This window comes from Micromonospora sp. HUAS YX12, from assembly GCF_040215685.1.
Taxonomy (GTDB): domain Bacteria; phylum Actinomycetota; class Actinomycetes; order Mycobacteriales; family Micromonosporaceae; genus Micromonospora; species Micromonospora tulbaghiae.
The window spans coordinates 2,041,630-2,054,935 of sequence record NZ_CP157974.1 but is presented as its reverse complement, the minus strand read 5'-3'; the positions used below and the strand labels follow the sequence as shown (position 1 = coordinate 2,054,935).

The following is a 13,306-nucleotide window of genomic DNA, read 5'->3' as shown; positions in this document are numbered from 1 at the left end:
TCAGGCCTCCGTCAGCACCTTGTCGAGCAGCGTCTCGGCCTCGTCCTTGGTGCTCTTCTCCGCCAGCGCGACCTCGCCGACGAGGATGTCACGAGCCTTGGCGAGCATCCGCTTCTCGCCCGCCGACAGGCCCCGCTCCCGCTCCCGGCGCCACAGGTCGCGGACGACCTCGGCCACCTTCAGCGGGTTACCGGAGGCCAGCTTCTCCAGATTCGCCTTGTAACGCCGCGACCAGTTGGTCGGCTCCTCGGTGTGCGGTGCACGGAGCACGTCGAAGACCTTGCCCAGGCCCTCTTCGCCGACCACTTCGCGCACACCCACGATCTCGGCGTTCTCGGCGGGCACCCGGACCGTCAGGTCACCCTGTGCGACCCTCAGGACGAGGTATTCCCTGGGCTCGCCCTTGATGACCCGAGTCTCGATTGCCTCGATGAGTGCGGCCCCGTGGTGGGGGTAAACAACGGTCTCGCCGACACTGAAAACCATAGGTTCGAAACCCCTTTCGCTGTGTCTAGGGTAACACGCTCAGGCACCGATGTCTCACCGCTGTCCTGACCGTTGGCGCAGCTCAGGGGCCCTGTGAGAGGTATTTCTTCGGCTTGACAGGCGGTCAAACCGATGCTTTCGACACGCTCCGTGAAGAACACGTGACAACCCGGTAAGGGGTGACGGGAGCGTCCAGATCTAGGGCTATGCGCTCCTTCCATGGTAGCTCCGCAAGTCCGTCCGCGCCCAGGTGTGGCGTTACGGCGGCCGGTGCGGGACGCTGGTGAGGGACGCGACGTCCGCTCACCGAGACGTTCCTGGGGGTCCGATGGGCGTGCCTGACGCTGACGGCCAGGGGCCGCCGGACGGGCTGCCCGGCCTGCCCCCGGAGTGGGGCCGGGTGGTCGTCCCGGACGACGCCTCGGCGCTCGCCGACGAGGCCCGGCAGGTCCGCCGGGAGCTGCGCCGCGTGCGGCCGGGCCCCGGCCGGCGTGCCGGTCCGGCCCGCCTCGGGCTGCCGGTGCTGATCCTGCTCGTGTCGGTGCTGGTCACGCTCGCCGGACTGGCCGCCGTCACCTGGCCGCGTACCACCCGGTCCGGCGTGCCGACGGTGCTCCCCCGCTCCACCACCGCGCCGCAACCGGTCGGGCCGCTGCCCGCGCTGGACCTGGTCGGCGCGGACGACACGCCGGTACCGCTGCGCAGCCTGCTGCCCGCCATGATCATCCTGGTCGACGCCTGTGCCTGCGCCGAACAGGTCGGCACGGCGGCGCGCGCCGCACCGCCCGGCGTCACGGTGGTCACCGTGACCGAGGGCCGCAGCGCCGGACCCGCGAGCGTCCCCGGGGTACGCCCGCTCGGCGACCCGGCCGGCGGCCTGCGCTCCTACCTGCACCTGTCGCCCCACCCCGGCACCGCCGTGGCGCTGCTCGTGGACCGGCAGGGCTCGCTGGTCCGGGTGGTGCCGGAACTGGGCCCGCTGTCGGACTACGGCGCCGACCTGGCCCGGCTGCGCGGCTGAGACCCTCGCCCGGCGGTGCCGGGCAGCGCGGCTGAGCCGCAGGCGGGGACAGCCCCGCAGCGGTCAGTAGAGCGCTTCGAGCCGGGCGTTCAGCTCGGCCCGGCCCCGTACGCCGGTGAACCGCACCAGCACCGGCACGCCGGTGCCGCCCAGCAAGGGCAGCTCCAGCCGCCCGCCGCACCGCAGCACCCGCTGCGCGTCGCCCGTCCCGGCGCCGGACAGCTGCACGGCGATCGACCCGTCGCCCGAACAGCTCACCGACAGCCGGTAGTCGTCGCCCCGCGAGGGACTCACCTGCCGTACGACAGGCGGCGCGCCCGGCGTCAGGTCGGACGTCTCCCGCCACACCACGTGCGACACCTGGAGCACACGCGCCGTGCCGTCCCGCTCCACCCGCATCATCACCGACCGGTCCGGCTCGGTGGCCGGCGCACGGCGCGCCCTGAGCGTCGGATCGCGCCCCGGGCCCGACGGCCAGGCGTCGCCGGTCGACGGGTCGACCCGCCAGGTGCGGGAGATCGGTTCGGCGCTCGGGAACGGCGCCGGGGCCGCCGTGGCCGCACCCGGCTGCGGTGCCGCCGACCGCCACCAGGCCGCGCCGGCCACCAGCGCCAGCACGGTCAGGACACTCAGCAGCACCCGCCCGTCCCGCTCCTCGGAGGCCATGACGGCAGCGTATCCGCGCGGCCCGGGCGGGGCGAGCCGTCAGCCCACCCGTTCCAGCAGCACCGCGTAGAGCGTCAGTCCCGGCCCGAACGCGAGCATCACCACCCAGCGCGGCGGCGACGGCTCCGTACGCCACAGCCGGTCCAGGATCAGCAGCACCGTCGGGGACGAGCAGTTGCCGTGCTCGGCGAGCGTTCCCCGGGACGCGGCGAGCCCGTCCGGCGGCAGCGCCAGCTCACGCTCCACCACGTTGAGGATCCGCGGCCCGCCCGGGTGCACCGCCCAGCCGTCCACGTCGGAGCGCTCGCACCCGTGCCGCGCCAGCAGCTCGTCGATCAGCGTCCGTACGTGCCGGGAGAGAACCTGCGGCACCTTCGGCGACAGCCCCATCCGGAAACCGGTGTCGGTGACGTCCCAGGTCATGTGGTCGGCAGTGGAGGTGTCGGTGACCGAGGTGACCTCGCGCAGCGCGTACCCCCGGCCGCCGGGGACGACCACGGCGGCGACCGCGGCGTCCGAGAACAGCGCGTGGGAGACGATCTGCTGGGTGTCCACCCGGGCACCCGGCGGCTGGATGTGCAGGCTGGTCAGCTCCGCGCAGAGCAGCAGCGCGGGCCGCCCGCGGGCGGTGACGAAGTCGCTCGCCGCGCCCAGCCCGGGCAGGGCCGCGTAGCAGCCCATGTGCCCGACGAACATGCGCTGGGTGCTCGGTGACATCCCCAGGTCCCGGGCGAGCAGGATGTCCAGCCCCGGGGTGGCGTACCCGGTGCACGAGCAGACGATGAACAGCCCGACGTCGGCCGCGTCCAGGCCGGCGGCGGTGAGTGCCCGGCTGACCGCCTCCTTGCCCAGCGGCAGCGCCTCGACCTGGTAACGGCGCATCCGGCGCTCGGTCGGCCACTCCGAGACGTCCTCCAGCAGCGGATTGACCGCCGCCTGCCGCCGGGTCACGCCCGAGTTCGCGAAGATCCGCTCGGCCAGCGCCCGGGTGTTCCCCTGGAAGTGCCCCGCGAAGAAGCCCGTCCACAGTTCGTCCTGCATCGCGGCCGGCGGTTGCGCCGTACCCAGACCCGCGATCACCGGTATGCCCACGTCCCCCACCCCTCGCCCTTCACTCGCACCTCGCGCTCACCGTGCCGCTTCTCGTTCGCGACTGCGGGGCTCGCAAAACCGGCTCACTCCTCGCGCTCACCACGCCGCCCTTCGTTCGCGACTGCGGGGCTCGCAAAACCGGCTCACTCCTCGCGCTCACCACGCCGCCCTTCGTTCGCGACTGCGGGGCTCGCAAAACCGGCTCACTCCTCGCGCTCACCAACGAGGGAGCGCGCTGTCCCGGTCCGGGTCGCCGCCGAGCGCGGCGATGCCGAGCCAGTCGGCGCACACGTCGGACGTGGCCGGATGCAGCGAGCCGCAGCGGGCGTCCCGGTAGAGCCGCTCCAGCGGATGCCCGCGGCGGGTCGCCGACGCGCCCGCGGCCTCCAGCATGGAGGCCGCCACCTCGGCGGCGGTCGTGCCCGCCAGCAGCTTGGCCCGCCACACCCAGCGGTTCGTCTCCGCGTCGCCGGGCGCCTCGTCGACCCGGCGGGCCGCCTCGGCGACCACCAGTTCGGCGGCGGCGGTGGCCGCGTCGGCCCGGCCCAGGCGGGCCCGTACCGCGGGCAGGCCGGCGAGGTTGCGGGCGTTGAGGTGCTCGGCCGCGGCGTCGATGGCGGCCCGGGCCACGCCGACGTAGACCGCCGCGTAGCTCGCCACCAGCCAGTGCGGCATGAGCTGGGCGACGACCAGGGCCAGTCCCTCGACGCCGCCGAGCAGCCGGTCGGCCGGGACCGTCACGTCCAGGTGCACGTCGTGCGAGGAGGTGGCCCGCATGCCGAGCGAGTCCCAGGTGGGCTCGACGGTGATCCCGTCCCCGGCCGGGACCAGGAACTGCGACACCACCGACTGGTCGGCGGCGCTGCGGGCGGCCACCAGGTAGCCGTCCGGATGTCCGGCGCCGGAGCAGAACGTCTTGCTGCCCTTGATGTGCCAGCCGCCCTCGACCGGCTCGTAGACGGTGCTGAGCTGGGACAGCCGGGCGCCGGCGCCGCGTTCGCTCATCGCGACCGCGTACCAGGCGCCGTCGGCCGCCGCGCGCAGCAGCCGGTCCCGCGCCGCGAGCGCCTCGTCCGGTACGCCGAGCGCCTCGGCCAGTTCCTCGGTGACCGCGCCCAGCGCCCCGGTGACCGAGGCGTGCATGTTGAACACCAGCGCTGTCGCGCCGTTGCCCCGGGCCAGTTCGGTGGCGACCGCGGCGTACTCGGCGAAGCTCGCACCCGTACCGCCCAGCTCGGGCGGCACCATCAGGCCGAACAACCCGGCCGCCCGCAGGTCCGCGAAGTCGTCCACGGGGAACGAGCCGTCCCGGTCGTGCTCGGCCGCGCGGGCGGCCAGTCGCGGCGCCAACCGGCGAGCCGCCTCCAGCGCGTGCACAGTCATGTCGCCCCCTTCTCGGCGTCCTTTACCCCGGGCGGCCCCGGCTACCCGCCCCGGCGCCCCCAGCCCTGGTACAGCACCGCTGTCGACCGGGTCGGCACGATGCGCGGTTCCGTCCTGCCCGGACGGTCGCCGCCGCGCACGCGGCGCAGCAGCCAGGCCAGCGTGCCGCCCAGCTCCGGGCGAACCCCGCGCACCGTCAGCGACACGCCGTGCCGGGCGCACTCGGCGACCAGCGCGCGGGCGTCGACGAACAACCGTGGGTCGTGGATGCCGCGCGGCACCGTGGGCAGCCGTTCGCCCAGCTCCACCGCGACCAGCCGGGCCAGCAGCGTGTCGTTGAGCGTGTCCAGCACCAGCAGGCCACCCGGGCGCAGCAGCCGGCACGCCTCGGCGACCGCCCGCCGCCAGTCCGGCACGTGCTCCAGCAGTTCCCCGGCGGAGACCACCGCCGCGCAGCCGTCGGCCAGCGGCACCGCCGTCGCGTCGGCCTGGACCACCGTCACGCCGTGCGCCGCGGCCTGGTCGAGCGCGGAGCGGGTCAGGTCCACTCCGACGTGGCGGTAGCCCTTGCCGGCCAGGTGCGGCGCCAGCAGCCCGGCGCCACAGCCCAGGTCGACGAGCAGGTCGTCCGGCGTGGACGCCGCCGGCACCAGCGCCGCCCGGGCCCGGGCCAGCCAGTGCAGCATCGCGAACGCGCCGTCCGGCCGCCACCACTCACCGGCCAGGTCGTCGTACTGCCGGGGGTCGTTCGGCGGCAGCACCCGGTACGGAGTGGACACCGGCGACGCGTCGGGCATGCGTCGAGCGTGGCACGACTGCCCGGTAACGACCAGACTTCCCTTATGTCGACACGGGTGTTAGGGCTGGTCAAGGCGAGCCATCCGGAGCCCGCGGCGGCGGTCACGGTGGTCGCCGCGCTGCTCGCCGCCGGTGTCGGGCACTCCGCGGCAGGCGTGGTGGCGGTGGCGCTGACGGTGCTGGCCAGCCAGCTCGCGGTGGGGTGGAGCAACGATCTCATCGACGCCGAGCGGGACGCGGCGGTGGGGCGTACCGACAAACCGGTGACCACCGGCGAGGTCACCCGGCCGACGCTGGCCCGGGCCACCGCGGTGGCCGCCGTCGCCGTGCCGGTGCTGGCGCTGGCCGGCGGCCCGGCCGCGGCGGCCTGCGCGACGCTGGGCCTGGTCTCCGCGCTGCTCTACAACCGGCCGCTGAAGTCGACGCCGGTGTCGGTGCTGCCCTACGCGGTCTCGTTCGGCGCGCTGCCCGCGTTCGTGGTGCTCGCGCTGCCCGGCTCGCCGGTGCCCCCGGCCTGGCTGGTGGCCGCCGCCGCGCTGCTCGGCGCCGGGGCGCACTTCGCCAACGTGCTGCCCGACCTGGCCGACGACGCCCGGACCGGGGTACGCGGCCTGCCGCACCGGTTCGGGCCGGTCGGCAGCCGGCTGGCCGCCGCCGGGCTGCTGCTCGCGGCCACCGTCGCGCTGGTCCTCGGCCCGCCCGGGCCGCCGTCGTGGACCGGCCTGTCGGCGGTCGCCGCCGCCGTCGCCGTGCCGGCGGCCGGCTGGTACGCGGGACGCGCGACCGCCGGACGCTCGGCGACCGCCTTCCGGGCGGTGCTGGTGGTGGCGCTCATCGATGTGGTGCTGCTGGTGACGAGCGGCCGGCTGGTCTGAGGAGTCCTCTCCGAGGTGGCATTGCCGGGTCCGCGTGCGGGCCTCGATCAGCTCCAACTACCCTGGAGCGCGGTCTGCGCGGGTATGGCCACCCCGTGCCCGGTGGTCGACCGGGCGGGGATCGTGACGAGGAGGACCGACGTGACGCGCTCGATCAGGGGTTCCCGGGGGCCGGCCCTGCTGCTGGCCGGCACGGCGGCGGCGGCGAGCCTGCTGCTGTCCGGGTGCGGCGCCGGGCAGATTTCCGAGACCGCCAACAAGATCCCGTCGGTGCAGGGCGTGAACGTCCAGACCTCCGACAACCTCTACAAGGTGCGCGGGCTCTACGTGCAGTTCCCGGGCCCGAAGGGCTACGAGGCCGGGTCGAACGCGCCGGTCAACGTGGTGATCTACAACGACAGCGAGAAGCCGGTGACCGTGACGGTCACCACCGACAGCGCGCGGGAGATCGTGCTCACCGGTTCCGGCGCGGGCGAGAGCGGCGCCGCCACCCCGACCGGCTCGCCCACCGAGCCGGCCACCTCCTCGCCGACCGCCACCGACCCGAGCGCGTCGCCGAGCCAGTCGCTGGAGGTGACCGGGTCGCCGTCGGCCAGCCCGTCGCCGAGCGAGAGCGAGTCCGCGCCCGCCGGCCAGCCGGCCCGGATCGAGATCCCGGCACTCAGCTACGCCCAGCTCAACGCCGGCAACCCGCGGTTCCTCCAGCTCGTCGGCCTGAACCAGAAGCTGCTCGTCGGCCAGCAGGTCAACCTGACCTTCGACTTCGGCGACGGCAAGGTCATCACGACCCCGGCGCCGATCGGCATCCCGCTGACCCCGGAGGCCACGCCGTCGAAGATCGTGAACCCGCGTGAGCACGCCGGTGAGGACGGCGGCGCCGAGGGCGGCCACTGACCTCCGTACTTCCTCCGTCGGCACCGCCGCCGTGGCCAGCGCCACGCCGGCGGTGCCGCCGTTTCGGGTGGGCTTTCGTCGTACGGGCCGGTTAGCGTCCGGTGGTGACCACGCCCCGATCGACCTCCTCCCGTGCCGGCGCCGGCCGCGGTCGCGCCGCTACCCGCGAACCCCGCCCGGCCTACGAGTGCGACGCCTGCGGCCACCAGCCCCCGAAGTGGGTGGGCCGGTGCCCCGAGTGCGGCGAGTGGGGTTCGGTGGTCGAGTGCACGGTCACCGGCCCGATGGTCTCCGGCCGGGTGGTCAGCTCACGGATGCCGGCCGAGCCGGCCCGGCCGATCGCCACGATCAGCGCCGCGCCCGCCCGGGCCCGCCCCACCGGCGTCAGCGAGCTCGACCGGGTGCTCGGCGGCGGGCTGGTCCCCGGCGCGGTGGTGCTGCTCGCCGGTGAGCCCGGTGTGGGCAAGTCGACGCTGCTGCTCGACGTGGCCCAGCAGTGGGCGGCCGGAGCCGGCAGCCCGTCGCTGGTGGTCAGCGGTGAGGAGTCGGTCAGCCAGGTGCGGCTGCGCGCCGAGCGGATGGGCACCCTGCACGACCAGCTCTACCTGGCCGCCGAGAGCGACCTGTCGGCGGTGCTCGGCCACCTCGACGCGGTCAAGCCGGGGTTGCTCGTGCTCGACTCGGTGCAGACCATCTCGACCACCGGCACCGAGGGCGTGCCCGGCGGTGTCACCCAGGTCCGTGCGGTCACCGCGGCCCTGGTCGCGGTGGCCAAGGAGCGCGGCATCGCCACCGTGCTGGTCGGGCACGTCACCAAGGACGGCCAGGTGGCCGGTCCCCGGGTGCTGGAGCACCTGGTCGACGTGGTGCTGCACTTCGAGGGCGACAAGCACTCCTCGCTGCGGATGGTGCGCGGCGTGAAGAACCGGTTCGGCGCGGCCGACGAGGTGGGCTGCTTCGAGATGCACGAGGGCGGCATCAGCAGCCTGGCCGACCCGTCCGGCCTGTTCCTGACCCGCTACTCCGAACCGGTGCCGGGCACCTGCGTGACGGTGGCGATGGAGGGGCGCCGGGCGCTGGTGACCGAGGTGCAGGCGCTGATCGGGGCCACCGTGGCCGGCTCGCCGCGGCGTACCGTCTCCGGCCTCGACAGCGCCCGGCTCGCCATGGTCCTCGCCGTGCTCCAGCGCCGCACCGAGCGGCTCACGCTGCACGACCGGGAGGTCTTCGCCGCCACCGTCGGCGGCATCCGGGTGGTGGAGCCGGCGGCCGACCTGGCCGTGGCGCTCGCGGTCGCCTCGGGCGGGCTCAACCTGGCGCTCAACCCGCATCTGGTGGCCATCGGCGAGGTCGGGCTCACCGGCGAGGTCCGCCGCGTCGGCGCGGTGCCCCGCCGGCTGGCCGAGGCCGCCCGGCTCGGCTTCCGGCTGGCCCTCGTGCCGCCCGGGTGCGGGCCCGAGAGCAGCGGCGCCGGGCCGGAGAACATGCGGGTGATCGAGGTCACTGACGTGCGGGCCGCCCTCCAGGCGGCCGCGCGCGCGTCGGCGGAGTGACACGGTGGCATCCGCGGGCGTTTCCGGGCAGGCCACGCAGCCCGCGCCGAGCCGCCCGAGCCGGGCATCGTGACACATCACAGTAACCACGGGAGCACCCACCGCATGGCAGTCCGTAGACTGTGCCCGTGCCGATCGACCGCGATGCCACCAAGCCCGCAACGGCGACGCCGCACGCCCGTACCGGCGCCGTGAGCGGCAACCCCGCTCGTGCCATCAGCGTGAGCGTCAACGGAAGCGTCGGCGGCGGGGCCGGCGCCGACCCGCTGCGCGCCAACCTCGCCCTGATGGCTCCGGGCACCGCGCTGCGGGACGGCCTGGAGCGGATCCTGCGCGGCCGCACCGGCGCGCTGATCGTGCTCGGCTACGACAAGGTGGTCGAGCAGATCTGCACCGGCGGCTTCCCGATGGACGTGGAGTTCTCCGCCACCCGGGTCCGTGAGCTGTGCAAGATGGACGGCGCTGTGGTGCTCTCCAGCGACGGCACCCGGATCGTGCAGGCCGGCGTGCACCTGATGCCCGACCCGTCCATCCCCACCGAGGAGTCCGGCACCCGGCACCGCACCGCCGAGCGGGTGGCCCGGCAGACCGGCTACCCGGTCATCTCGGTCAGCCAGTCGATGCGGATCATCAGCCTCTACGTCAACGGCCAGCGGCACGTCCTCGACGACTCGGCGGCCATCCTGTCCCGCGCCAACCAGGCGCTCGCCACGCTGGAGCGCTACAAGCTCCGGCTCGACGAGGTCTCCGGCACGCTCTCCGCGCTGGAGATCGAGGATCTGGTCACCGTCCGCGACGCGGTGGCGGTGGTGCAGCGGCTGGAGATGGTCCGGCGGATCGCCGACGAGATCGCCGGCTACGTGGTGGAACTGGGCACCGACGGTCGCCTGCTGGCCCTTCAGCTCGACGAGCTGATGGCCGGCGTGGACGCCGACCGCACCCTGGTCATCCGCGACTACCTGCCGACCGGCCGCAAGTCGCGCACGCTCGACGAGGCGCTCGTCGAACTCGACCTGCTCAGCGCCACCGAACTCATCGACCTCGTGGCGGTGGCGAAGGCGATCGGCTACCCGTCCGCCTCCGACGCGCTCGACGCGGCGGTCAGCCCGCGCGGGTTCCGCCTGCTGGCGAAGGTGCCCCGGCTGCCGGTCGCCGTGGTCGACCGGCTGGTGGTGCACTTCGGCAGCCTTCAGCGGCTGCTCGGCGCGACCGTGGAAGACCTCCAGGCGGTCGAGGGCGTGGGCGACGCCCGCGCCCGCGGCGTCCGCGAGGGCCTGTCCCGGCTCGCCGAGGCGAGCATCCTCGAACGGTACGTCTGACCGACCGCTCAGCCGGTGATCGTCAGCTTCACCGGCTGACTGATCTTGGTGCCGACGCGGGCGAACACCTGGTACGCGCCGATCGCCGCGAAGTCGCCGTTCGCCAGCCCGCTCGCGCACCGGTTGTCCAGCCGGCCGTTCCAGCCCAGCTCGTAGGAGCGCTCGAAGTTCGGCGTGAACGACTGGACGTCCGAGCCCTTGCCGGTGCCGCAGGTGTCCGACGACCAGATCTTCTCCGCGCCCGACTTGACGTACAGCTCCTGGAGGTCGGCGCCGACGTCCCGGCTGCACGTACGGTTCGACACGTTCTTGACCTTGAGGCGCAGTGTGACCACAGTGCCCCGCTGGGCGGTGGGCGGCACCGCCACCGGCGTCACCAGCAGCTCGGAGTCGGTGCAGGTGCCGTCGTCGGAGACCGGCTGACCGGTGGCGCCGCCGTTGCCGGTGCCGTTGTTCGCGCCCCCGCCGGTGTTCCCGCCGTCGCCGGTGTTCCCGCCGCCGTTGTTCGCGCCACCGCCGCCGGCGTCGCCCGCCGTCGGTGACGGGCTGCCCGACTGCGGGGTCAGCACCGAGCCGGACGGGTCGGGCTGAGCCCCGGCGGAGCCGCTCGGGGACGGATCAGTGCCCGGCGCGCCGGTGTTGCGGTCCGTACCGGTGCAGGAATACAGCAGGACAATCAGGAAGAGCAGCCCTGCTCCGAGCACGACGGCACGACGCCGCCAGTACACGGCAGGGGGCAGGGGGCCGACCGTCAGACGCATGATGCGCCTACCGTAGCCGCGCGGCGCACGGCTCGCCGGTCCGACGCGCCGGGAACCCGCCACCGTGCGGCCACGGCCGTCCACACTGGATTCCGCCGGCCACCGTCAGAGATAGACCTTGCGCTGGTAGATCGCGTGCGCGCCGGCCACCCGGTCGAGGAAGAGCAGCCCGGCGCAGTGGTCGATCTCGTGCTGGAGCGCACGCGCCTCGAAGCCGTCGGTCACCAGCCGGACCGGCTCGCCGCTGCCGGGAAGCGCGCCCTCGACCACCAGCCGGCTGGCCCGCTTCACGTCGCCGGTCAGGTCCGGCACCGACATGCAGCCCTCCCGCCCGGCCTTCCACCGGGACGCCTCCACCACGCGCGCGTTGCAGAGCACGAACGTGCCGTGCACGGTGACCGCCTTCGGATGCCCCGTGACGTCCACCGCGAACACCTGCGCGCTCACCCCGACCTGCGGCGCCGCCAGGCCCACGCAACCGGGCGAGACGCGCATCGTCGCCACCAGGTCGGCGGCGAGCTGCACCACCTCCGCCGACGTCGGGTCGACCTCCGGGCCGGGCCGGCTCAGCACCGGCTCCGGCGCGGTGACCACCGGGCGTACCGCGCCGGGGACGCCGAGCTTCTCCGGGGTCCAGCCGCCCAGGCCCGCGTACTCCGGCCCGGTCACAGCAGATCCGTGTCCGCCGGGCGGAGGCTGACCCCCACGCCCAGCTCCGCGGCCACGCGCGTGAGCCGGCCGGCCACCTCGTCCGACACGCCGGGCGGCAACTCGACCTCGGCGACCACCACGTAGAGCGAACCGGTCAGCCGGGTGCTCAGGTCGGTCACGTTCCCGCCCGCGTCGGTCAGCACCCGGGTCATCGCCGCGACGATGCCCATCCGGTCGGCGCCGTGCACCGCCAGCACGTACGGCTCGCCGGTGGGCTCGCTGCCGCCGTCGGGCGTGACAGCGCGTACGGTCGCCAGCAGGTGCCCGTCGGCGGCGAGCGGGGCCAGCGCGGCCTCGACGTCGGCGGCGGCCGGGCCCACGCAGATCAGTGTCATCGCGAAGTGTCCACGCAGCCGGGTCATCGTCGAGTCGGTGAGGTTCGCGCCGAGCCGGGCGAGGACCTCCGCGACGTCGGCCACGATGCCCGGCCGGTCCCGGCCGATGACGGTGATCGCGAGCTCGTTCATTCGGACATTCTGCCCCGTCGCCCGTGATCGATCGCGCCCGGCCACCCGGCCCGCCCAACCTGCGGGAAAGACCGCCGTGACATGATCGGCGACGCGATGTCCGATCCCACATTCGCCACCCTGGTCAGCGGGTGGTACGAGCGCAACGCCCGCGACCTGCCCTGGCGCAAGCCCGGCATCGGCGGCTGGGCGATCCTCGTCAGCGAGGTCATGCTCCAGCAGACCCCTGTGGTCCGGGTGGTGCCCGCCTTCCAGGCGTGGCTGGCCCGCTGGCCCGAGCCGCGCGCGCTCGCCGAGGACACCCCGGCCGAGGCGATCCGGATGTGGGGGCGGCTCGGCTACCCCCGCCGGGCGGTACGCCTGCGCGAGTGCGCGGTGGCGATCGTGGAGTGGCACGGCGGCGTGGTGCCCGACCGGCTCGACCAGTTGCTGGCGCTGCCGGGGGTCGGCACGTACACGGCCCGCGCGGTCGCCGCGTTCGCGTACGGGCAGCGGCACCCGGTGGTGGACACGAACGTGCGGCGGGTGGTGTGCCGGGCGATCGCCGGTGAACCCGACGCCGGCCCCACCACCCGCCCGGCCGACCTGGTCGCCACCGAGGAACTGCTGCCGATCGAACCGGCCGCCGCCGCGCTTGCCAGTGCCGCGTTCATGGAACTCGGCGCTGTCGTCTGTACCGCCCGCGCGCCGCGCTGCGCGATCTGCCCGGTCGAGTCGAGCTGCGCCTGGCGGGCCTCCGGACAGGCCGCGCCCACGGGACCGACCCGCCGGCCGCAGCGCTACGCCGGCACCGACCGGCAGGTACGCGGACTGCTGCTCGCGGTGCTGCGGGAGTCCACCGGCCCGGTGCCGCACCAGCGGCTGGACCAGGTGTGGCACGACGACGTCCAGCGGGCCCGCGCCCTGGCCGGCCTGGTCACGGACGGCCTGGTGGAACCGGTGGGCGAGGAGTCGTTCCGCCTGGCCGGCGACGGCCCCGCCGTCCCCCTCCCCTGACGCCCCCCACCCCCACCCCCGCGCCCCCGCCCCCGCCCCCGCCCCGCCCGGGATCCGCCCGGGATCCGCCCGGGATCCGCCCGGGATCCGCCCGGGATCCGCCCGGGATCCGCCCCGTTGATCATGAAGTTAGCGGCGACAAATCGGACGCCAAGTGCGGTCAACTTCATGATCAACGGGGCAAGGGCGGGCGTGAGAGCGGGACGGGAGGGCGGGCGGCACCGGGGGCGGGGTGCGGTGGGCGTGGGAAAGGCGACGGCCCCGGTGGCTTTCGCCTACCGGGG

14 protein-coding genes are annotated in these 13,306 nt (G+C 74.6%); 6 read left to right on the top strand and 8 right to left on the bottom strand.

The genetic code is table 11. From position 1 onward, the window contains the following. Positions 1-486 (bottom strand): CarD family transcriptional regulator, encoded by a 486-nt coding sequence (locus ABIH81_RS10090; RefSeq protein WP_013288937.1) that lies wholly within the window; start codon positions 484-486, stop codon positions 1-3. Positions 487-814: 328 nt separating this feature from the next. On the opposite strand from ABIH81_RS10090, the gene ABIH81_RS10085 reads away from it, so the two are divergent. After that, complete coding sequence (locus tag ABIH81_RS10085; protein WP_349880036.1) at positions 815-1,507, top strand: hypothetical protein; 693 nt, start codon at positions 815-817, stop codon at positions 1,505-1,507. A 63-nt stretch (positions 1,508-1,570) separates the two neighbouring features. On the opposite strand, the gene ABIH81_RS10080 is transcribed toward ABIH81_RS10085, so the two are convergent. The 4 genes from ABIH81_RS10080 to ABIH81_RS10065 form a co-directional block, all read right to left on the bottom strand. Beyond that, positions 1,571-2,173, bottom strand: coding sequence for a hypothetical protein (locus ABIH81_RS10080; RefSeq protein ID WP_349880035.1), 603 nt, complete (start codon positions 2,171-2,173; stop codon positions 1,571-1,573). A gap of 39 nt (positions 2,174-2,212) precedes the next feature. Then, positions 2,213-3,274 carry a type III polyketide synthase gene (locus ABIH81_RS10075; protein ID WP_349880034.1) on the bottom strand — a complete coding sequence of 354 codons (1,062 nt, stop codon included), beginning with the start codon at positions 3,272-3,274 and terminating at the stop codon, positions 2,213-2,215. 207 nt (positions 3,275-3,481) lie between these two features. Then, positions 3,482-4,648, bottom strand: coding sequence for an acyl-CoA dehydrogenase family protein (locus ABIH81_RS10070; protein ID WP_349880033.1), 1,167 nt, complete (start codon positions 4,646-4,648; stop codon positions 3,482-3,484). A 41-nt stretch (positions 4,649-4,689) separates the two neighbouring features. Beyond that, on the bottom strand, positions 4,690-5,445 hold the full coding sequence (locus tag ABIH81_RS10065) for a methyltransferase domain-containing protein (protein WP_349880032.1): 756 nt from the start codon (positions 5,443-5,445) through the stop codon (positions 4,690-4,692). 45 nt (positions 5,446-5,490) lie between these two features. Between ABIH81_RS10065 and ABIH81_RS10060 the strand changes: the two genes are divergently transcribed. From ABIH81_RS10060 to disA, 4 genes are all read left to right on the top strand, one after another. Beyond that, on the top strand, positions 5,491-6,321 hold the full coding sequence (locus ABIH81_RS10060) for a UbiA family prenyltransferase (RefSeq protein ID WP_349880031.1): 831 nt from the start codon (positions 5,491-5,493) through the stop codon (positions 6,319-6,321). A 141-nt stretch (positions 6,322-6,462) separates the two neighbouring features. Then, on the top strand, positions 6,463-7,215 hold the full coding sequence (locus tag ABIH81_RS10055; RefSeq protein ID WP_349880030.1) for a hypothetical protein: 753 nt from the start codon (positions 6,463-6,465) through the stop codon (positions 7,213-7,215). 104 nt (positions 7,216-7,319) lie between these two features. Continuing rightward, the gene (radA, locus tag ABIH81_RS10050) at positions 7,320-8,768 is read left to right on the top strand and encodes a DNA repair protein RadA (protein WP_349880029.1); all 1,449 of its coding nucleotides are present in this window, start codon (positions 7,320-7,322) and stop codon (positions 8,766-8,768) included. Between the two features lie 128 nt (positions 8,769-8,896). Continuing rightward, entirely contained in the window at positions 8,897-10,087 is a 1,191-nt protein-coding gene (gene disA / locus ABIH81_RS10045) for a DNA integrity scanning diadenylate cyclase DisA (protein ID WP_349880028.1), read from the top strand. A gap of 8 nt (positions 10,088-10,095) precedes the next feature. Here the strand turns inward: disA and ABIH81_RS10040 are convergent, their stop codons facing one another. From ABIH81_RS10040 to ABIH81_RS10030, 3 genes are all read right to left on the bottom strand, one after another. Further along, on the bottom strand, positions 10,096-10,848 hold the full coding sequence (locus tag ABIH81_RS10040; protein ID WP_349880027.1) for a hypothetical protein: 753 nt from the start codon (positions 10,846-10,848) through the stop codon (positions 10,096-10,098). Between the two features lie 105 nt (positions 10,849-10,953). Then, positions 10,954-11,517 (bottom strand): peptide deformylase, encoded by a 564-nt coding sequence (locus ABIH81_RS10035; RefSeq protein ID WP_349880026.1) that lies wholly within the window; start codon positions 11,515-11,517, stop codon positions 10,954-10,956. Then, positions 11,514-12,026 carry an ACT domain-containing protein gene (locus ABIH81_RS10030; protein WP_013288949.1) on the bottom strand — a complete coding sequence of 171 codons (513 nt, stop codon included), beginning with the start codon at positions 12,024-12,026 and terminating at the stop codon, positions 11,514-11,516. Before ABIH81_RS10030 ends, ABIH81_RS10035 begins: the two co-directional genes overlap by 4 nt. Before the next feature lie 96 nt (positions 12,027-12,122). Between ABIH81_RS10030 and ABIH81_RS10025 the strand changes: the two genes are divergently transcribed. Beyond that, positions 12,123-13,022: an A/G-specific adenine glycosylase gene (locus ABIH81_RS10025; protein WP_349880025.1), complete on the top strand. Its 900-nt coding sequence runs from the start codon at positions 12,123-12,125 to the stop codon at positions 13,020-13,022. Positions 13,023-13,306 lie beyond the last annotated feature (284 nt).

What these genes read in the sequence shown, in the direction of transcription:
- ABIH81_RS10090 (WP_013288937.1), bottom strand. Translation starts at nt 486, where the DNA reads ATGGTTTTCAGTGTCGGCGAGACCGTTGTTTACCCCCACCACGGGGCC.
- ABIH81_RS10085 (WP_349880036.1), top strand. Translation starts at nt 815, where the DNA reads ATGGGCGTGCCTGACGCTGACGGCCAGGGGCCGCCGGACGGGCTGCCC.
- ABIH81_RS10080 (WP_349880035.1), bottom strand. Translation starts at nt 2,173, where the DNA reads ATGGCCTCCGAGGAGCGGGACGGGCGGGTGCTGCTGAGTGTCCTGACC.
- ABIH81_RS10070 (WP_349880033.1), bottom strand. Translation starts at nt 4,648, where the DNA reads ATGACTGTGCACGCGCTGGAGGCGGCTCGCCGGTTGGCGCCGCGACTG.
- ABIH81_RS10065 (WP_349880032.1), bottom strand. Translation starts at nt 5,445, where the DNA reads ATGCCCGACGCGTCGCCGGTGTCCACTCCGTACCGGGTGCTGCCGCCG.
- ABIH81_RS10060 (WP_349880031.1), top strand. Translation starts at nt 5,491, where the DNA reads ATGTCGACACGGGTGTTAGGGCTGGTCAAGGCGAGCCATCCGGAGCCC.
- ABIH81_RS10040 (WP_349880027.1), bottom strand. Translation starts at nt 10,848, where the DNA reads ATGCGTCTGACGGTCGGCCCCCTGCCCCCTGCCGTGTACTGGCGGCGT.
- ABIH81_RS10030 (WP_013288949.1), bottom strand. Translation starts at nt 12,026, where the DNA reads ATGAACGAGCTCGCGATCACCGTCATCGGCCGGGACCGGCCGGGCATC.
- ABIH81_RS10025 (WP_349880025.1), top strand. Translation starts at nt 12,123, where the DNA reads ATGTCCGATCCCACATTCGCCACCCTGGTCAGCGGGTGGTACGAGCGC.